This is a genomic window from Thermomonospora echinospora, assembly GCF_900108175.1.
Taxonomy (GTDB): Bacteria; Actinomycetota; Actinomycetes; order Streptosporangiales; family Streptosporangiaceae; genus Thermomonospora; species Thermomonospora echinospora.
In genome coordinates, this window is sequence record NZ_FNVO01000002.1 from 24,007 (window position 1) to 42,287 (window position 18,281).

Annotated in this window: 17 protein-coding genes and 2 tRNA genes; 4 read left to right on the forward strand and 15 right to left on the reverse strand. The window is 71.8% G+C overall.

Features of this window, described 5'->3' with window-relative positions; translation table 11 throughout:
* Window positions 1–590: 590 nt before the first annotated feature.
* Window positions 591–947: a hypothetical protein gene (locus C4U03_RS04300; RefSeq protein ID WP_200827049.1), complete on the reverse strand. Its 357-nt coding sequence runs from the start codon at window positions 945–947 to the stop codon at window positions 591–593.
* 138 nt (window positions 948–1,085) lie between these two features.
* Window positions 1,086–1,595 (reverse strand): hypothetical protein, encoded by a 510-nt coding sequence (locus tag C4U03_RS04305; protein WP_146087253.1) that lies wholly within the window; start codon window positions 1,593–1,595, stop codon window positions 1,086–1,088.
* Window positions 1,596–1,774: 179 nt separating this feature from the next.
* On the opposite strand from C4U03_RS04305, the gene C4U03_RS04310 reads away from it, so the two are divergent.
* The 3 genes from C4U03_RS04310 (at window position 1,775) to C4U03_RS04320 (ending at window position 4,026) form a co-directional block, all read left to right on the forward strand.
* On the forward strand, window positions 1,775–2,125 hold the full coding sequence (locus C4U03_RS04310) for a helix-turn-helix domain-containing protein (protein WP_160146906.1): 351 nt from the start codon (window positions 1,775–1,777) through the stop codon (window positions 2,123–2,125).
* Between the two features lie 408 nt (window positions 2,126–2,533).
* Complete coding sequence (locus C4U03_RS41620; protein WP_103936345.1) at window positions 2,534–3,508, forward strand: C40 family peptidase; 975 nt, start codon at window positions 2,534–2,536, stop codon at window positions 3,506–3,508.
* A gap of 290 nt (window positions 3,509–3,798) precedes the next feature.
* A complete protein-coding gene (locus C4U03_RS04320; RefSeq protein ID WP_103936346.1) occupies window positions 3,799–4,026 on the forward strand; it encodes a helix-turn-helix transcriptional regulator in 228 nt (75 codons plus the stop codon).
* A 368-nt stretch (window positions 4,027–4,394) separates the two neighbouring features.
* On the opposite strand, the gene C4U03_RS04325 is transcribed toward C4U03_RS04320, so the two are convergent.
* From C4U03_RS04325 to C4U03_RS04350, 6 genes are all read right to left on the reverse strand, one after another.
* A tRNA-Glu gene (locus C4U03_RS04325) sits at window positions 4,395–4,467 on the reverse strand.
* A 142-nt stretch (window positions 4,468–4,609) separates the two neighbouring features.
* Window positions 4,610–4,681, reverse strand: a tRNA-Gln gene (locus C4U03_RS04330).
* A 95-nt stretch (window positions 4,682–4,776) separates the two neighbouring features.
* The gene (locus C4U03_RS04335; RefSeq protein WP_103936347.1) at window positions 4,777–5,415 is read right to left on the reverse strand and encodes a DUF2461 domain-containing protein; all 639 of its coding nucleotides are present in this window, start codon (window positions 5,413–5,415) and stop codon (window positions 4,777–4,779) included.
* Between the two features lie 74 nt (window positions 5,416–5,489).
* Entirely contained in the window at window positions 5,490–6,254 is a 765-nt protein-coding gene (locus C4U03_RS04340; protein ID WP_103936348.1) for a fumarylacetoacetate hydrolase family protein, read from the reverse strand.
* A gap of 160 nt (window positions 6,255–6,414) precedes the next feature.
* Window positions 6,415–7,776 (reverse strand): cellulose binding domain-containing protein, encoded by a 1,362-nt coding sequence (locus C4U03_RS04345; RefSeq protein WP_103936349.1) that lies wholly within the window; start codon window positions 7,774–7,776, stop codon window positions 6,415–6,417.
* A gap of 101 nt (window positions 7,777–7,877) precedes the next feature.
* Window positions 7,878–8,342 carry a hypothetical protein gene (locus C4U03_RS04350; protein ID WP_103936350.1) on the reverse strand — a complete coding sequence of 155 codons (465 nt, stop codon included), beginning with the start codon at window positions 8,340–8,342 and terminating at the stop codon, window positions 7,878–7,880.
* A 412-nt stretch (window positions 8,343–8,754) separates the two neighbouring features.
* Here C4U03_RS04350 and C4U03_RS04355 point away from each other — a divergent pair, with 412 nt between their 5' ends.
* Window positions 8,755–9,117: an antibiotic biosynthesis monooxygenase family protein gene (locus tag C4U03_RS04355; RefSeq protein WP_103936914.1), complete on the forward strand. Its 363-nt coding sequence runs from the start codon at window positions 8,755–8,757 to the stop codon at window positions 9,115–9,117.
* 76 nt (window positions 9,118–9,193) lie between these two features.
* Here C4U03_RS04355 and C4U03_RS04360 read toward each other — a convergent pair whose 3' ends face one another.
* The 7 genes from C4U03_RS04360 to C4U03_RS04390 form a co-directional block, all read right to left on the reverse strand.
* Window positions 9,194–9,478: a GNAT family N-acetyltransferase gene (locus tag C4U03_RS04360; protein WP_103936351.1), complete on the reverse strand. Its 285-nt coding sequence runs from the start codon at window positions 9,476–9,478 to the stop codon at window positions 9,194–9,196.
* Between the two features lie 28 nt (window positions 9,479–9,506).
* On the reverse strand, window positions 9,507–11,093 hold the full coding sequence (gene cimA / locus C4U03_RS04365; protein WP_103936352.1) for a citramalate synthase: 1,587 nt from the start codon (window positions 11,091–11,093) through the stop codon (window positions 9,507–9,509).
* Window positions 11,094–11,376: 283 nt separating this feature from the next.
* Complete coding sequence (locus tag C4U03_RS04370; RefSeq protein WP_103936353.1) at window positions 11,377–12,480, reverse strand: branched-chain amino acid aminotransferase; 1,104 nt, start codon at window positions 12,478–12,480, stop codon at window positions 11,377–11,379.
* Between the two features lie 167 nt (window positions 12,481–12,647).
* Window positions 12,648–13,709, reverse strand: a complete 1,062-nt coding sequence (locus C4U03_RS04375) for a 3-isopropylmalate dehydrogenase (RefSeq protein ID WP_103936354.1) — start codon at window positions 13,707–13,709, stop codon at window positions 12,648–12,650.
* 60 nt (window positions 13,710–13,769) lie between these two features.
* On the reverse strand, window positions 13,770–14,360 hold the full coding sequence (locus tag C4U03_RS04380; protein ID WP_103936355.1) for a GNAT family N-acetyltransferase: 591 nt from the start codon (window positions 14,358–14,360) through the stop codon (window positions 13,770–13,772).
* 492 nt (window positions 14,361–14,852) lie between these two features.
* Complete coding sequence (gene serA / locus C4U03_RS04385) at window positions 14,853–16,442, reverse strand: phosphoglycerate dehydrogenase (protein ID WP_103936356.1); 1,590 nt, start codon at window positions 16,440–16,442, stop codon at window positions 14,853–14,855.
* 182 nt (window positions 16,443–16,624) lie between these two features.
* Entirely contained in the window at window positions 16,625–18,094 is a 1,470-nt protein-coding gene (locus C4U03_RS04390; protein ID WP_103936357.1) for a glycosyltransferase family protein, read from the reverse strand.
* Window positions 18,095–18,281: the final 187 nt, after the last annotated feature.

Below are 18,281 nucleotides of genomic sequence, written 5' to 3' on the forward strand. Positions count from 1 at the left end.
GAGGCTTCACCTCCTTCCCCGGAACGTCACATGGCCGTCCGCGAGAGAGAGGCGGAGCACCTTTCCCTCTGGCCTCCGCTTGGGGGGCCGCCTCGCATCGGCCGCCGTCCTGCCTCCGGGAGTGCACCCGAGCCGACACGCGCACCGCACTGTGAGCTCTTTTGGATCGGCCGGCATATCGCCGTGCGGGATACGGTTCGGCGAGATCGGCATAGGGAGCGGGAAGTGGCTCTGCCGGAAGACGGTCCGACCAATGAGCCCGTTCCAACCTGGCTCGTGAGCCCTGCATCGCCGTCGCCGGGACACCCGGTCCGGTCGTGGAAGCGGCCGGATCCGCAGGCCACGGTGTCGGCTTGGGCACGTCCGGCGGCCCGTTGACCGGCCAGGGCGACAAGTCGGGAAGAGTTCGATGTCGGTCCCGGCCGTCTGGCCTTGTACCAGGCCGAGGCCCTGTCCAGACTCCGCCTGCAGCAGATCGGAACCGGATCTGGCGACCGCGTAGGCGGCCAGGCCGATTCCGGCGCCGGCCGGCATGAGCAGAGAGAGCCGCCCTCCGGTCCTGAGGGGTGTCGGGTGTCCCATCGGCGTCCTCATCCGACGAACATGTCGACGATGGACGCTGCGGTGGCCACCAGGCTGAGCCCGCCGAGCACCCAGGGAACACCGGTGGCCCCGTCGGCGGCGAAACTGCTGCGGTTCTTACGGCCGATGGCCATCTGCCCGGCGCAGATCAGCAGCCCGGCGACCCCGCACACCAGCACGCCCCACTTGCCCCAGCTGATGATCACGTTCACCGGTTCGCTCAGTTCCGGAGGTGCGCTCGGTCGTGGGTCGGGGATCTCCACTCCCCCTCCTCGGTCGCCGTCCGGGCCAGGTGCCCAGGGCGTGAGCGGTAGATGGGACGCGGTCAGTAAGTACAGGACGGTGTCGTTGAGGGTCAGCGGCATGAAAGCCTCCATTTTCGGCCGGATGAGTCGGGTGACCTGCACATACGGCGGTGGCATCCACTGCGTGCAAGATTGGTGTGTCCGTTTGAGTCGGCCCAGGCTCTGGTCCCCACGCTGTCCCGGGTCGGGCGCACGGGCTTAAGGGTGGCCGTAGGCCAGTGCTCGAATGGCGCCAAGGGCGTCACGTGCCCGCTTGGGCAGGTCGATGGTGGTGGCGTCGTCGACCAATCGCAGGTCCGAGATGAACGGCATCCGTACGATGCCGCCCACCCTGCCCTGCAGCAGGGAGAACCGTGCGGTGGCGTCGCGGGGTTCGGAGCCGGCTCCGTCGGCGACGATGACCAGGGCGGCGATGGGGGTGGCCGCCTGGTGCAAGGCGGTGACGGCGTTGGTGGCGTGCCGGGCGGCGGCCACGGTGTTACGGGTGACCACCGCCAGCGGCCGTCTCCGATCTCGCAGCGGCGGGTGGCCGGGGCCGAGCAGGTGCTCCAGGGAGCCCATGTCCCAAGCCGGATACATCAGCCTCGCGATGGTGGAGGTACCGGCCCCGCCGTGGGCGCCGGCCACCATCAGCTCCCGGGACGGGTGGTGACGCCGACCGCCTGTGGGCAGGTGGTCGGCTGCTCGGTCGTGGAGTGGTGAGCGCATATGAATCCCCCGATTCCACGCCACATGCGTTCGGTGAGTGGCGCGTTGGTTACCGTACGTGTCATTATGGCGGAGCGCAAGTAGTGCCAACGCACTTCGACCCGCATTCACTGAGCCGAACAGCGGCTACCGCAGCACCACCACGAACGCCAGAACACGCGATGGGAAGAGGGAGAACCATGACCACTTCAGGAAAAGACGCCACGCCGACACCACCCGAGCGGTCCAAGGTCGGCCGGGATCCGGACATCCTCACCACCGAGGAACTGGCCACCAAGCTGGGCCTGTCCCCGCAGACCGTCCGCCGGATGGCCGCGGCCGGGCAGATCCCGGCGTTGAAGGCGGGCAAGAACTTCCGCTACTCCTGGAGCGCGGTCCTGGACGTGCTGCGGCAGCCCCACCCACAACCGGGGGCCACCGCCAATGACCAGAACCCTGACCAAGATCCCGTCCGTACGACCACACCGCCCACGGGTGCCGGCTACCGCGCCCAGCGCCAAGCCCGCGCCGGCGCCCAGCACGCCGACTGAACCCAACCCCGCCCCTCCCAAGCCCGCTCCCCCGCCACCCACTCCCAGCCAGGACACCGCGGCGGCCTCACCTCTCGGAGGCGAACGGGCTAGGCCCGACACCCCGCCCAGGGCCAAAGGGGCGTGCCCGCATGCGTCCACGGCTCGCCGCTTGGCCCCTGCCCGGCCACGGACCGTCCACGCACCGGTCGGCAGGGCGAGACCGCCGCAAGCTCCATCAGGGTGGAGCGCGATCGCCCTCGTGCTCAGGGCTACGGGAGGGCCGGGGCGCCACCTCCGCACCCCGGCGTCGGCCACTACCGCGCCCAGGGACAGAAGACATGGCGCGGTCCGGTCTCCGGCACGCCGGCGTCTCCGCGCTCTGCCCACTCCACCCACTGAAGCGCCGCTTCATCTGCGGTCGGATCGGTGAGGGCCGCTGTGTGCGGCGCCGCCGCCCTGGTCGCGGCGCCGTTTCTGCTCATCGTGCTCGTGGCCGCCGGCCCCGACGCCCCGGCCGCAGACGGCCTCGCCGAGACACCCACCGCGTCAGCCCGGCGGGACATCCCACCCGACTACCTGCGCTGGTACCTGGCCGCCGCCCGCACCTGCCCCGGCCTGTCGTGGAGCGTCCTGGCCGCCATCGGCAAGACCGAGTCCGACCACGGCCGCTCCACCCTGCCCGGGGTCCGCTCCGGCGAAAACCACGCCGGGGCCGGCGGCCCTATGCAGTTCCTCGCCGCCACCTGGAACGCCTACGGCGTCGACGCCAACGACGACGGCCGCGCCGACCGCTACCACCCGGCCGACGCCATCCACGGCGCCGCCCGCTACCTGTGCGCCCACCGCGCGGGCAAGGGCGGCAAGCGCCTGGAACGGGCGATCTGGCACTACAACCACTCCGAGGTCTACGTCCGCCGGGTCCTGGCCCAGGCCGCCGCGTACGCCCAGTCCGCCGCCAGCGGGCATGGCGTCCTCGCGGTCAAGGCCGCGCTCCGCTGGCTCGGCACCCCGTACTCCTGGGGAGGTGGCGGAACTCGCGGCCCCAGCTACGGCATCGCCCACGGCGCCCGCATCAAGGGCTTCGACTGCTCCGGCCTCACGCAGTACGCCTGGGCTCAAGCCGGAGTCCCCATCGACCGAGTGGCCGCAGACCAGTACGACGACGGACCCCACATCCCCCGCCACCAACTCCAACCCGGCGACCTGCTGTTCTTCGCCCACAACCCCGCCAACCCCGCCACCATCCACCACGTCGCCCTCTACCTCGGCCAAGGCCGCATGATCCACGCACCCCACACCGGCGACGTCGTCCGCATCGCCCCCTTCGCAGGCGACCCCTACCGCCAACGCCAATACGCCGGCGCCACCCGCCCAGCCTCACGCCACACGACCGACCGCTAACCGGTAAGGAAAGGGCTCTTCTACAACGAGGCGGCATCCCAACCGCACCGTCCGCCCCGCAGTCGCGACCAATGCGTCACCCAACCGTTTGCCGTGGCCCGCCAACTGCGCATTCCGGGGCTCATCGCAGTCCAGGCCAGGACTTCTGTCCCCGCGTCATCGACTCGCCACGCCCTGCAGAGCCGGCGCCCCAGGGCGATGCCCGATCCGTCAGGAAGGAAGCCTCACCCAGATGGCCGCCGCCGGTCGTCTCGCCCGCAGCAACGCCGAACCAAAGTGGAGGCATTCACATGGAATCCCTGAAGCTCACCGAAGTGACCGAACTACCATCCGTGGTCGACATCGTGACCGCCGCCCGCGCGCTGGGCCTGTCCCGCACCTACGCCTACGAGCTCGCCAAGCGCGGCGAGTTCCCCTGCAAGGTCATCAGAATCGGCACCGGCTACCGGGTCCCGACGGCCCCCCTGCTGGACCTTCTCGGGCTCGCGACGCCCACCGGTCCTGCAAGGAAAGACTGAGCAGACCCTCGTCGGGGTCGGCGCCTGCTGGTGTCGGCCCCGACGACCGCCGGGACGGTCCAGACGTCTTGCCGGATGCCAATGACCATCCCAGGCAGAGACGAGCCATTTCAGCCGCCCGAGCGCGGTCAACGACCACGTGGGGGGCCGAAAGCCGTCCGGTGCTCAACTGGCTGGGCAACGCTTCGAGCGAGCTGAACCATGATCATCTATCGGCGTCCATGGCCGTCGGCGACCTTCCAGAGGCCGCCTGGAGGCCGGACGGTCCGCCAAGATCACGTCTGGTCCCACGGACGAAGCACGGACAAACGATCTCGAAAACACGAACCGCAGGCCGGGATCATAGCCCTGACCTGCGGTTTCTGCTGTACCCCCGAGCGGATTCGAACCGCCGTTACCGCCTTGAGAGGGCGGCGTCCTAGGCCACTAGACGACGGGGGCCTGCCTTGCTTTTCGGCCTTTGCGGTTTCCCGCTTGGGCCTGGCCCAGCTTACCGGACCTTTGCTCTTTCCCCGAATCGGCTCCGGAGAGCCGCTCAGAGGTCGGAGCGGCGGGTCGGGCCGATCGGAACCGGCTGACCCAGCTGGGGTACCAGGACTCGAACCTAGACTAACTGAACCAGAATCAGTCGTGCTGCCGATTACACCATACCCCAGTGGCGTATCGGGGCTCCTGGAGCCCCGCTCGCGCCTCGATGAGCTTACCGGACCAGGAGGGCGGCTACCAAAACGATTCCCCGGTGCGGCCGGATCATCCCGGGAGGGCGTCGCCGCCGAGGTGCTCGGCGCCCCACTCGACCAGCGGGCGGAGCCGGCGCCAGGACTTGCGGACCCGGCCGACGGCCTCGGGGGTGGCCAGCCAGGGCTCGTCGGCGGGCCAGCCGCGATGGGCGTACAGCGAGCGGTGGCGCAGCAGCTCCAGGCGGGGATGGTCGGGCGGAGTGCCGCGCGGGCGGGTCCGCAGGCGGTCACCGGCGATCTCGAAGCCGTCCGTGCGCAGCCGGCCGACGATGGACTCCAGCTCCTTGCCGGCGCGGTCGTCGTCCACGGCCGCACGGTAGCGCTTGAGCTGGTCGGGGCTGGGCGCGTACATGCCGCCGGCGACCATCAGGCCGTCGGCGTCGATCTGGCAGTAGAACCCGCCGCCCGCGTGGCCGCCCTGCTGGGTCTTGTAGGGCGACTTGTCCTTGCTGAAGCGGACGTCGCGGAACGGGCGGAACATCCTGCCCGGGCCGAACTCCTCCTCCAGCTCGGCGAGCAGCGCGGCCATCGGCTCGCGCACGGCACGGTCGTAGACCTCCCGGTGCGCGCTCCAGTAGGACTTGGAGTTGTCGGCCTCCAGTCCCGCGTAGAACTCGAACGTCTCGTCGGTGAAACCGGCGAACGCCATGACCGGCACCTCCCTCTCGTACGGCGCCCCACCCGGGTCACGATACGGGCGCCGTACGACAGAACGCGGCGGGATCAGTCCCGCGCGACGACCCGGTTGGTGAGGGTGCCGACCGACTCGACGGTCACCGACACCTCGTCCCCGATCTCCAGCGGCCCCACCCCGGCCGGGGTGCCGGTCAGGATGATGTCGCCGGGCAGCAGGGTCATCACCTGGCTGACGTACTCGATCAGCGCGGGGATGTCGTGCAGCAGCTGCGAGGTGCGCGCCGACTGGCGGACCTCCCCGTTCACCGTGGTGGTGATGGCCAGGTCGGCCGGGTCGGCGGCGGTCTCGATCCAGGGGCCCAGCGGGCAGAAGGTGTCGAAGCCCTTGGCCCGCGTCCACTGCCCGTCGCGCTGCTGCAGATCCCGGGCGGTGACGTCGTTGGCGCAGGTGTAGCCGAGGACCACCTCCGCCGCCCGGGCGGCCGGCACCTCCCGGCACATCCGGCCGATCACCACCGCCAGCTCGCCCTCGTAGTCCACCCGCTGCGTCAGCTTCTGCGGGTACGCCACGGCCTCCCCCGGGCCGATCACCGCGGTGGACGGCTTGGCAAAGATCACCGGCTCGGCGGGCGGCTCACCGCCCATCTCGCGGGCGTGCTCGGCGTAGTTCTTGCCGATCGCCACCACCTTGCTGGGCAGGATCGGCGCCAGCAGCCGTACGTCCTCAAGCGCGAACCGAGCACCGGTCAGCTGCAGCTCCCCGAACGGGTGAGCGGCGATGGCGGCGACGGTGTCGCCCTCGACCACGCCGAAGGACATCTCGTCACCGGTGGAGAACCTCGCGATACGCAACCTGTCGCCCCGTAGTCCAGAAGTGGGATACCAACACTTCGAAGCCTAGCCATCGGCTCTGACGGGACTCCGTGCGGTATCACCGGACCACAGGTTGAGACGGGAGCGCCGGCCGGGACGTCCCCCGGCCGGATCCCACCCGAGGCCCGCTCCAGGCTCACTACAGGCCGCACCCGCGGTCGTTGAGGCGGCAGCCCTTGGGCGCGGCCGGGGCGCCCTCCGCGCCGAACCGGACCTCCCAGGTGGCGCCCGGCGGGATCGCGGGGGCCCCGTCGAGGTTGCGGATCTCGACGCGCTCACCGCCGCGCACCAGCTCGCCGCCCCAGACGTTCTTCACGTTGGCCCCGTGGGTCCGGAAGGTGAGCTTCCACTCCTTCATGGGCCTGTTCCCGCGGTTGGTGATGATCAGCAGTCCCTCGTAGTAGCCCGGGTCCCGCTGGACGAGCTGGTAGGTCAGGCCGTCGCCCTCCACCACCGGGCCGATGGGCTCGCGGGGCGGCGGGGCGGGGCTCGGCACACCCTGTCCCGGCGGTTGCCCGGTGCCCTGCTGCGGCGGGCCGCTGGGCGCCGGGGTCGTACCCGGACCGCTCGGCCCCGGCGTGGGAACGCCGGAACCACCGGGGCCGGGCGAGGCGGGTGCGCCACCGGAGGCGGTGGGATTGGGGGCCGTGGACCCGACGGCCCTGTCGTCGTCGTCCGGCATCAGGGCCAGCAGCAACGCGGCGCCGAGCACACCGGTGACCAGCAGCACGGCGGCCGCCACGAGCAGCGCCGTCCGCGGCCCACGCCGGGCGCGTCCGGCGGACGGCGGGCCGGGGAGACCGGCGGGCTGTCCAGACTGTCCAAACTGCCCAAGCTGTCCAGGCGGCGGGACCGGGCCGGCGGGCGTGCCGACCGGTGGGGTCGCGGCGTCCTGCGACGGGCCGCCCTGGGGGCCGCCGGGCGGCGGTCCCGGCTGCGGGCTCTCCTGCGGAACGTCCGGTCGCGCGGGCTTGGCGCCGGGCGGCACGGCGGCCGCGGCCAAGGGGCCGGCCGCGGCGGCGGCGAGCCCGGGATGCGGCGCGGTGGGCGCGTGCCTGCGGGACTCCTCCCGTCCGAACTGCTCGGTCCACTCCCCCGGCCCCTCGGCCTGGTGGCCGGCGGCGCCACCGGCCACGGCGGCGGCCCGGCCCTCCGGGCCGTCCGCTGGGTCCTCGGCCGAGGGGCTCTGCGGCGCGGTGGCGGCCGGTGGGCTCGGCGGAACGTCGTCGGCCGGCAGGCCCCCGGGGATGTCGTCGGCCGCGAGCGCCCGGACGTCCTCGGGATCGTCCATGGTCAGGTCCGTCGCGGTGGCGGGGGCGGCCGTCTGGCGCACCGGATCCGTGACGGTCTCGTCCAGCTCGTCACGGTCGTCGGGGAGCGGCCGGTCCACCAGCGTGGCCTCCGGCTCCGTGGCGTCCGCGGCGGACGGCCCGCCGGGAACGCGGAACTCCGCGGTCGTCTTGTGGTCGGGCGGGACGTAGCCCGGCTCGTCGGCGCTCAACTCGTCACCTTCCACACAGCCCTGGATGTCTGTGTGTTCCGACGACGGCGGCGTCCGACAGGTTCGGCCCCGCGGCCGATCCGCCCGGGGCCGGGCACGGTTTAGGGAACGGAATGGCCGCTCAGGGAGATGAGGGTGCCCGACCCGGTCGACGAGATGGAGATCGTCGCCCCCTTGCCGGGCCTCTCGACGGTGAAGTTGACGCTGGTGTCGGTGGCGTTCTTGGAGATCGACTGCCAGCCGCCCCGCTCGATGGCGTCGGAGTAGAAGGCGCCGACCTTCTCCACCGGATCGGGCGTGGTCAGCACGGTGGCCCCGGACACCCGGCTGACGACCGTGGACGGCCGGTAGATCGGGACGCCCTCCGGGACCGCCCGGGTGCTCCCGGGGCTCACCGGCGTCGTCACGGCTTCGGGGGTGGCCGTCGGCGCCGTCGCCTGGGCCTGGGGCGGCGATGTGAAGGACGGCGGCCGGGCGGACGGCTCGTTCTCGCCGCAGGCCGCCGCACCGCCGGTGAGAGCCAGCGCCACGACGGCATGGGACAGGACGTCTCTCCACCCGGTCATGGGCTGCCTCCCCGCGGTCCCGCCCGGCTCCGGCGGCGCGGGTCGGCTCCCAGTGCCCGCCACGGTTCCCGGCGGACGACAGCCGAATTCCCACCGTCGTCCCAGGTCACACGTCCTCAACGGCAAAGACGGCCAAAGCCGCGGCGTGGCGGGCCGGGCCACGGTGGGCGAACGGGGCGCCGCGTAGCGTGGTGAGCCGATCAAGGACCTGCCGGGAACGGATCCCCCCGAGGAGGCCGCCGCCCCGCCCGTCGTGAAGATCGGCGTTCTGACGGCCCGAGCGGCGTGTCGCTCGGAGCCGCGCGCTCAAGGCGGTGGTCGGGCAGGTGATCGTTCGCCGTGCCGCGTACCGTGCGTGGTGAACCGATCAGAGATCGGCTCGCGGTCGAGTTCTGCTGAGGAGGCGATTGTCATTTCGGTCGTGAAGATCAACGTGCTGACCGTCAGCGAGGAGATGCGGGAGGAGCTGGAACGCCGGTTCGGGGGCCGGGCGGGGCTGGTGGAGTCCGCCGACGGCTTCGAGCACTTCGAACTGCTGCGCCCGGTGGAGGGCACCGACCGGTACCTGGTCTACACGCGCTGGCGCAGCGACGAGGACTTCCAGAAGTGGACCCAGAGTCAGGCGTTCCAGCGCGGGCACGCCGAGGCCGCCCAGGACGCCGCCCGCTCCGGCCACGGGCACGGGCATGGGCACGGCGGGCCCGCCGCCATGGCCGCCGAGCTGTGGAGCTTCGAGGTCGCCCAGAGCGCCGAGCCCAAGCCCAAGGAGGGCTGAGCCGGGCACGCCGGGCGCGGGCCGGGAGATCGTCACAGAGCTTCGGAGGATCGCCCGGCCCGCGCCGGAAGCCGGCTCAGCGGGCGGCCACCAGGTCCTGGTACTCGGGGTGCCGCTCGATGTAGGACTTGACGAACGGGCACAGCGGCACCACCTGGGCGCCCCGGGACCGGACGTCGTCCAGGGCGCCGCGGACCAGGGCGCTGCCGACGCCCTGGCCCTCGTACTCGTCGTCCACCTCGGTGTGCGTGAAGACGACCGCGCCGTTGCGCTGCCGGTACTGGGCGAAGCCCGCGAGCCGGCCGTCCACCCGGATCTCGTAGCGGCTCTGCCCGGTGTTGTCGCTGATCTCTTTGCTCATGCCGGTATCAGTGCCCGCGGACGGCCGGTCATTCCCGTCCGGCGTCGTAACCGGCCCGCAGCAGCCCGTAGGTCACCGCGTCCTCCATCGCCTGCCAGGACGCCGCGATGACGTTCTGGTCCACGCCGACCGTGCTCCAGGAGCTCTCGCCGTCGCTGGTCTCCTGCAGCACCCGGGTCACCGCCCCGGTGCCCATGCGGCCCAGCTCCAGGATGCGGACCTTGTAGTCGGTCAGCTCCATCCGGGCCAGCTCGGGGAACAGCTGCTCCAGGGCGGTGCGCAGCGCCCGGTCCAGCGCGTTCACCGGGCCGTTGCCCTCGCCGGTGCACACGATGCGCTCGCCCTTGGCGTGCAGCTTGACGGTGGCCTCGCTGACCACCTCGCCGTCCGGGCGGCGCTCCACGATCACCCGCCAGGACTCCACGTCGAAGTGCCGGGTGCGCTCGCCGTTCAGCTCCTCCGTCAGCAGCAGCTCGAAGGAGGCGTCGGCGGCCTCGAAGGTGTAGCCCTGGGCCTCCAGCTCCTTGACCCGGTCGACGACCTGACGGGCCTTCTCGCCGGACAGGTCATAGCCCAGCTCGCGCCCCTTGAGCTCGACGGAGGCGCGGCCGGCCATACTGGAGACCAGCATCCGCATGTCGTTGCCGACCCTGGCCGGGTCGATGTGCTGGTAGAGATCGGGGTCGACCTTGACGGCCGAGGCGTGCAGCCCGGCCTTGTGCGCGAACGCCGACACGCCCACGTACGGCTGCTGCGGACTGGGGGCCACGTTGGTCACCTCGGAGACGGCGTGCGCGATCCGGGTCATCTCGGCCAGCTGATCGTCGTTCACCAGCCGCATCCCCCGCTTGAGCTGCAGGTTGCCGACGACCGTGAACAGGTTGGCGTTGCCGCTGCGCTCGCCGTAGCCGTTGGCGCAGCCCTGGACGTGGGTGGCGCCGGCCTTGACGGCGGCCAGGGTGTTGGCCACCGCGCAGCCGGAGTCGTCGTGGCAGTGGATGCCCACCCGGGCCCCGGCGCCGACCACCTCATGCACCACGTCGGCCAGCTCGTCGGGCAGCATCCCGCCGTTGGTGTCGCACAGCGCGATCACGTCCGCGCCCGCCTCGGCGGCCGTCAGCACGACCTCCATTGCGTAGGCCCGGTTGGCCTGGAAGCCGTCGAAGAAGTGCTCGGCGTCCACGAACACCCGCTGGCCCTCCGCACGCAGGTGGGAGACCGTGTCGCGGATCATCGCGAGGTTCTCCTCCAGGGTCGTGCGGAGGGCCAGTTCGACGTGCCGGTCGTGACTCTTGGCGACCAGGGTCACCACCGGCGCGCCCGAGTCGCGCAGGGCGGCCACCAGCGGGTCGTCGGCGGCCTTCATCCCGGCCCGGCGGGTCGCGCCGAACGCGGTCAGCTGCGCATGCTTCAGGTGCAGCTCGGTGCGAGCGCGCCGGAAGAACTCGGTGTCCTTGGGGTTGGCGCCCGGCCAGCCGCCCTCGATGAAACCGATCCCCAGGTCGTCGAGGTGGCGCGCGATGGCCAGCTTGTCGGGCACGGAGAGGTTGAGCCCCTCCTGCTGCGAGCCGTCCCGCAGCGTGGTGTCGTAGACGTGGAATCCATCGCCGTGCATGGTGCGATCCCTCCAGGGGATGGGCGTGCCGGTGCCGGAAAAGCAAAAGACCCCTCACGGACGTGAGAGGTCTGCGCGCCGGCGGTGTCCCGTTAGATGCCGACGCGCCAGCCGATAATGATCAGGCTGTGGCGCATGATGGCACCTGTCTACCACAGCCCTGACTCGACCGTCATATCGGTCTCACCTGTCGAGATGCTGCGGGACGCCGCGGGACGCGCCGGGATACGGCCACCGGCCGGGCCGCGCGGGCGGCCCGGCCGGACGGACGGACGAACGGCGATCAGACGATCTTGTGGACCCAGCCGTAGGGGTCGGGACGGGTGCCGTACTGGATGCCGATCAGCTCCTCGCGCAGCCGCATGGAGACCGGGCCGGGCTCCCCGTCGCCGATCGTCCACTCCCGGCCGGGGCCCTTGACCCCGCCCACCGGGCTGATGATCGCCGCGGTGCCGCAGCCGAACACCTCGGTGATCTCCCCGGAGGCGCAGGCGGCCTGCCACTGGTCGATGCCGATCCGCCCCTCCTCCACCGGGATGCCCAGGTCGGGGGCGAGCTTGAGCAGCGAGTCGCGGGTCACGCCGGGCAGCAGGGTGCCGGTCAGCGCCGGGGTGAGCAGCCGGGCGTCGGGGCCGGACCCGTAGACGAACATCAGGTTCATCGAGCCCACCTCCTCCACCCAGCGGTGCTCGGTGGCGTCCAGCCAGACCACCTGGTCGCAGCCGTTGCGCAGGGCCTCGGCCTGGGCGAGGAAGGAGGCGGCGTAGTTGCCGCCGCACTTGGCCTCACCGGTGCCGCCGGGCGCCGCGCGGGTGTACTCCTGGGAGGCCCACACCGTGACCGGCCTGACGCCCCGGGGGTAGTACAGGCCGGACGGCGAGGCGATCACCATGAACAGGTACTCCTGCGAGGGCTGCTGCACGCCCAGCGCCCGGGTCGTGGCGATCATGAACGGCCGCAGGTAGAGGCTGTAGCCCTCGGTCCGCGGCACCCAGTCCCGGTCGGTGCCGACCAGCAGTTCCAGGGAGCGCACGAACAGCTCCTCGGGGATCTCGGGCATGGCCATCCGGCGCGCCGACCGGTTGAACCGCGCGGCGTTGGCCTCCGGCCGGAAGGTGACCACCGAGCCGTCCGGCTGGGCGTAGGCCTTGGTGCCCTCGAAGATCTCCTGCGCGTAGTGGAAGACCTGGGTGGCCGGGTCGAGCGAGATCGGCCCGTACGGCTCGAGTCTGGCGTCGTACCAGCCGCGCCCGGCCGCGTACCGGATGGTGATCATGTGATCGGTGAAGTGCTGGCCCCATCCGGGATCGGCCAGGATGCGCTCGCGCTCCGCATGCGGGGTGGGCTGCTGCGAGAGCGTGATCTCAAAATCCAGGGTGCTGCTCATGTCTGGGTCCTCTCCCGGAGTCGCCGGCGGGCACCGTCGCCGCGCGGGCACTCCCCATTGTGATACTTCGTCCGGCTCTCCTGGGATCACGGGCGCGCACGAAAAACCGGGCGGCCCGTGGGGCACGCCCGGAGATTCTTCTGCGAACCAGCGGAAAAGGCGTGCCGCTAGCCGGCTACTCGCTTGGTGATGGCGTCGCCGATCTCGTGGGTGGCGCGGACCGCGTCGCCGCGCTCGGCCAGGTCCGCCGAGACGGCCCGCTCGACCCGGCGGGCGGCCTCGGGCGCGCCGACGTGGTCCAGCAGCATGGCCACCGACAGGATGGTGGCGGTGGGGTCCGCCTTGGCCCGCCCGGCGATGTCGGGGGCGCTGCCGTGCACCGGCTCGAACATCGAGGGGGCGGTCCGGTCGGGGTTGATGTTGCCGGAGGCGGCCAGCCCGATCCCGCCGGCGATGGCGGCGCCGAGGTCGGTGATGATGTCGCCGAACAGGTTGTCGGTGACGATCACGTCGAATCGCCCCGGGTCGGTGACGAAGAACATCGTCGCCGCGTCGACGTGGCAGTAGTCGGTGGTGACCTGCGGGTACTCGGCCGCGACCCGCTGGAGGGTGCGCTGGTAGAGGTCACCGGCGAAGGTCAGCACGTTGTCCTTGTGGACGAGCGTGAGCTTGCGGCGCGGGCGGGCGGCGGCCTGCTCGAACGCGTAGCGGACGACCCGCTCCACCCCGTGGGCGGTGTTGACGCTCTCCTGGGTGGCCACCTCGTGCCCGGTGCCCTTGCGCAGCACGCCGCCGACCCCGGTGTACGGGCCCTCAGTGCCCTCCCGGACCACGACCATGTCGATGTCCTCGGCGGTGGCCCCGGCCAGCGGCGTCGCCACGCCCGGGAACAGCTTCACCGGGCGCAGGTTGACGTAGTGGTCCAGCTCGAAGCGGGTCCGCAGCAGCAGCCCGCGCTCCAGCACGCCGCTGGGCACGCTGGGGTGGCCGACCGCGCCGAGCAGGATGACGTCCTGGCCGCGCAGCTCCTCCAGCACCGAGTCCGGCAGCACCTCACCGGTGCGGTGCCAGCGCTCCGCCCCCAGGTCGTAGGGGGTGCGGTCGAAGGCCAGGCCGTGGTCCGGGGCGACGGCGTCGAGGACCTTGAGCCCCTCGGCGACGACCTCGGGACCGATCCCGTCACCGGGGATGACGGCCAGTCGGATGGTGCGGGTACTGCTGGAAGCCATGGGCGTACCCTAATGCATGGATCTCAATGATTGAGCACTGATCTCACATGCCGGACCAGGTCAGCGCCGCCACATGCACCAGGTGCGCGGACCTCCGCCGGGCAGTTCGGCCTCGGCCTCGACCTCGAAGCCGAGCCGCTCGTAGAACCGCACGTTCCGTTCGGCGGAGGTCTCCAGGTAGGCGGGGACACCGGCCCGCTCGGCCTCCTCCAGGCCCGGGCGCACCACGGCGCCGCCCAGCCCCCGCCCCTGGGCGTCCGGGTCGACGCCCACCGTGGCCAGGAACCAGGCGGGCCCGGCCGGCCGGTACGGCGCCAGCGCCTCCTCGGCCGCCTGGTACGCCGCCGCCCGGTTTCCGGCGATCTCGCCCACCCGAGGGGCCAGTTCCTCGAAGGCGGGCGTGGGATCGGCGTCCGGGGTGGTCCACACGGCCACCGCACGCAGGTCGTCGGACACCCACACCCGGCCGTGGACGAGTCCGACGCGTTCCAGGAACATCCCCTGGAACGTGCGAAGCCGTTCGGTGTATCCATCGGCCGCGATCACATGGCGGGTGAACGCGTAGTCGGCGAACGCCCGGACCAGGGTCTCTACGGCGGGGCCGGCGTCCGCGGGGGTGGCGGGGCGTACCGGAGCGGCGGAAGCGGACATCGCTCGATCCTCCCTGTGCGCTGATCGTCGTTGATCGGCTCCGGACACTACCGGGCGGCCGAACGGGCCTGACCCGGCATCGGCGATGCCAGGTCAGGCCCGTTCGTCAGCTGAGGTGCAGCCCCGTCTCACCTCGGGGTGCGGCCCCCGTTGTCGCGGCGATCCAGCGCGTCCTGCAGCGCCTTGGCGGCCTCCTGCCGCGCGTCGTCCTGGGACTCCTGGGCGTGCGTGATCTCCATGGGAAACCCTCCCTGGTCGGCTGCTCGATGGCACGCGGCCGTGGCACGCGGAGCGGTCCCGGTCCGGGCCCTGGGTGCCGGCCGCGGCGGCCTGGCAGGGTCTCCACCCGGTACCGCCGATCTCACCTGCGATGTTACCTTCCCGTAATCCATCTTGTCCCATCCTGCGGCATACCGTCCCACATGATGAGACGCCGGACAGGCCGACGCCCCGGCCCGTCCGGTACCCGGGCCGGGGCGTTCGGGCGATGGATCAGGCGTCGAGGTCCACGCGGCGGCCCATGTCGGCGCCGATCTCGTCGCGGATGGCCTCCAGCAGGTCCGGGGTGATGGCCGAGTCGACGGTCAGCGCGATCAGCGCCTTGCCGCCCTTGGCGCTCCGGCCCACCTGCATGCTCGCGATGTTGATCTGGGTGTCGCCGAGCAGCCCGCCGACCACCCCGACGATCCCCGGCCGGTCGGTGTAGGAGAAGAACGCCATGTGCTCGGCGGGCACCAGCTCCATGTCGTAGCCGTTGATCTCGACGATCCGCTCGATGTGCTTGGGCCCGGTGAGGGTGCCGGAGACCGAGACCACCGAGCCGTCGGCCATGGTGCCCCGCACCTGGACCACGTTGCGCCAGTCCGGGCTGTCCTCGCTGGTGGTCAGGGTGACCTCGACACCGCGGTCGCGGGCCAGCAGCGGGGCGTTGACGAACGTCACCGCCTCCTCCACCACGTCCAGGAAGACGCCCTTGAGCGCGGCCAGCTCCAGCACCTTGACGTCGTGGCGGGTGATCTCGCCGCGCACCACCACCTCCAGGCGGACCGGCACGCCGCCGGCCAGCGCGGTGAAGATGCGGCCCAGCTTCTCGGCCAGCGGCAGGCCGGGCTTGACGTCCTCGGCGACCGCGCCGCCCTGCACGTTGACCGCGTCCGGCACGAACTCGCCGGACAGCGCCAGCCTGACCGAGCGGGCGACCTGGGTGCCGGCCTTCTCCTGCGCCTCGTGGGTGCTGGCGCCCAGGTGGGGGGTGACCACCACGTTGTCGTGGTGGAACAGCGGGCTGTCGGTGCACGGCTCGCTGGAGAACACGTCCAGCCCGGCGGCGGCCACCCGGCCCTCCTTGAGGGCCAGGTCCAGGGCGTTCTCGTCGACGATCCCGCCGCGCGCGGCGTTGACGATGCGCACCGACGGCTTGACCTCGCGCAGCTCCTTGTCGCCGATCAGCCCGAGCGTCTCGGGCGTCTTGGGCAGGTGCACGGTGATGAAGTCGCTGGCGCGCAGCAGCTCGTCCAGGGTGACCAGCTGGACGCCCAGCTGGGCGGCGCGGGCGGCCTGCACGTAGGGGTCGTAGGCGATGACCTGCATGTCGAAGGCGGCCAGCCGCTGCGCCACCAGGACGCCGATCCGGCCCAGGCCCAGCACGCCGACGGTCTTGCCCTGCAGCTCGACACCGGTGTACTTGGAGCGCTTCCACTCGCCCTGCTTGAGGGCGGCGTGGCCCTGTGGCACGTTCCGGGCGGTGGCCAGCAGCAGCGCGATGGCGTGCTCGGCGGCGGTGACGATGTTGGAGGTGGGGGCGTTGACGACCATGACCCCCGCCTTGGTCGCCGCCTCCACGTCGACGTTGTCCAGCCCGACCCCGGCGCGCGCGACCACGCGCAGCTTCTTGGCGTGCTCGAACACCTCGGCGTTGACCTTGGTGGCGCTGCGCACGATCAGCGCGTCGACGTCGGCGACGGCGGGCAGCAGGGCGGCCCGGTCGGCGCCGTCGGCGTGACGGACGTCGAAATCGGCCGACAGCAGTTCGATCCCGGCCGGTGAGAGTTCTTCGGCCACGAGGACGACAGGCTTGCTCAAGGAAAGTCCTTTGGATGTGGATTTGCAGCTGAGGTCAGCGAGCCCACCCCCTCGTGTGCCTCGCCCCGTACGACGAGTCTAGTAGCCGTGGAGACCGCCACCGGACCCGGCCACGCACACATTCCCGAACGCACCCGAACGCGCCGAATGCGCCGATCGGACGGCGGACGGCTCGCGGACGCTCAGGGCACGGCGACGGCCGGGGCCCGCTCACGGACGTCGGCGTCCTCCTCCACCGCGGCGTCCGGCGGGACGGCGGGCGGCAGGGTGCCGGCCGGGGAACGGCGGCCGCCCAGGCTGAACGCGGCGCCGGCGGCCAGGCAGGCCAGCGGCACGGCGGCCAGCGCGTACCGGTAGTCGAACTGGGCGGTCGCCGGCGGGACGACGATCAGCACGCCCGACAGCGACCACGGCAGCAGGGCCAGGCCGCCGCCGCGGCGCCGCCCGGCCACCGCCCAGGCCAGCCCCGCCGCCAGGATGACGCCCAGCACGGTGCCCCGCAGGTAGACGTGCCGCTGGTAGGCCTGCAGGAAGCCGGAGTACGGCTCCACGACCTTGGTGGTGACCCGGCCGCCCGGCTGGTACTCCTGCAGCACGGGCAGCATGTGCTCGGGCGGGCGCACCGCCTTCTCGCGGAACAGGTAGTGGTTGTAGGTGAACTCCTCGGGGTACACCGGGTGCCCCCACTGGAAGGTGCGGGCCACGTCGGTGACAACCGTCATCAGATAGTCGCCGGGCTGGGCCAGCATCGCCCGCTTGGCGAACGACCCGGCGAGGCGGTTCTGCTCCTCGTTGAAGGCGCCGCCCGGGATGCGGCGCACCGGGGCGAACGGCCCCCACACGTACGAGCCGGCCGCCTTGCGCTCGGAGGGGTCGGCCGCCACGCACAGCGGCATCTCCTCGGCGGGCGGGTGCATCTTCTCGCAGTCCGCGAACGCCATCGAACGGCTGTACAGGAAGATCCCGGAGCTGCGGGTCAGCTCCAGCCCGCCGTGGTGGGAGTTGTACCACTGCAGGTAGCAGACGATCGGGAAGGTGCAGGTGGCCACCAGCACGGCGATCGGGCGCCAGCCGGCGCGGCGGACGGCCAGGTACACGACGCCGATCACCAGCAGCGGGATCCCGACCGACCGGGTGAGCGCGGCCAGGCCCAGCAGCGAGCCGGCCAGCGCACCGTTACGGGTGGTCGGCTCCCCCAGCAGCACGGCCACCGCGGCCATCACCAGGAACACGAACAGCGTGTCCGACAGGACCATGTGCTCCAGCTGGATCTGGAAGGCGTCGAACAGCACCGGCACCGTGGCCACCGCGGCGACCCAGCCCGGAGCGCCGAACCGGCGGCGCAGCACCCCGTAGATGATGACGGCGACGCCCAGGCCCATGAGGTGCTGCAGGGCGGCGATCAGCGCGAAGTTGTGCAGATCCTTCAGCAGCCACAGCAGCAGCGGGTAGCCGCTCGGCCGGATCAGCCCCGGCTCCACCCGTACCGCCGCCGAGACGTAGTCGTAGGAGTCGGGGAACCACATCACCGACTGGTAGCCGAGCATGGCCACCACGCGCAGCGCCGCCGCGACCAGCAGCAGCGGCAGGAAGACGCGGTGCTCGACCAGCGTGCCGCGCAGTCCCCGCGGCCGGAGGGCTCCGATGTCCACGCGCGCTCACCCGCGCCGGAAGAGCACGGCCGCGCGCCCCTCGGCGATCTCGCCGTGCCCCTGTGCGGGCAACGCTCGCATGCCGCCTCCTGCCTGTCCGAAGAACTGAGACTCCGAATCCGCGCGAGATGTTCACACCGATCCGCGGGGGTGTGCGCGCGATCGTCGGCTGAGGAGCCGGTGATCC